Source organism: Bartonella sp. MR168JLCBS, assembly GCF_042194175.1.
In genome coordinates this window covers 308-757 of sequence record NZ_JBHIMP010000327.1, presented here as the reverse complement: position 1 = coordinate 757, position 450 = coordinate 308, and the positions used below count along the sequence as shown (strand labels likewise).

The 450-nt window shown below is 37.8% G+C and carries 1 protein-coding gene; it reads right to left on the bottom strand.

From position 1 onward, the window contains the following. Positions 1-344 (bottom strand): PTS sugar transporter subunit IIA (locus ACFIK8_RS11195; RefSeq protein ID WP_375669468.1); only part of this gene is annotated, 344 nt, incomplete at its 3' end. Between the last annotated feature and the right edge of the window lie 106 nt (positions 345-450).

The following is a 450-nucleotide window of genomic DNA, read 5'->3' as shown; positions in this document are numbered from 1 at the left end:
GCTTTTAAATGGTCAGCACCAGCGTTCTCAGGTGCTAAAAGAAGAAAAACAAGATCTATAGGTTCGTCATCAAGAGCTTCAAAATCAACTGCATTTTCAAGGCGCGCAAATATACCAATGATTCGATTAATATCAGGCAATTTACCATGAGGAATCGCAATACCACCACCCAACCCCGTTGAACCTAGTTTTTCACGTTGCAAAACGATATCAAAAACCACACGCTCATTAAGACCTGTCAATTCAGCAGCTTTTTCGGCTAAAATTTGCAGAACTTGTTTCTTCGAATTCGCTTTAAGAGCTGGAATAATAGCTTCTGGTGCAATTAACTCACTCAAATTCATATTTTAATTTTCCTTTTGCACGCTCAAATACTCATCCACAAACTAATCAACGGTATGGATTTTTAAAGTTCTGTCACTTTCTTGCATCATCGCATGTGTATTCATT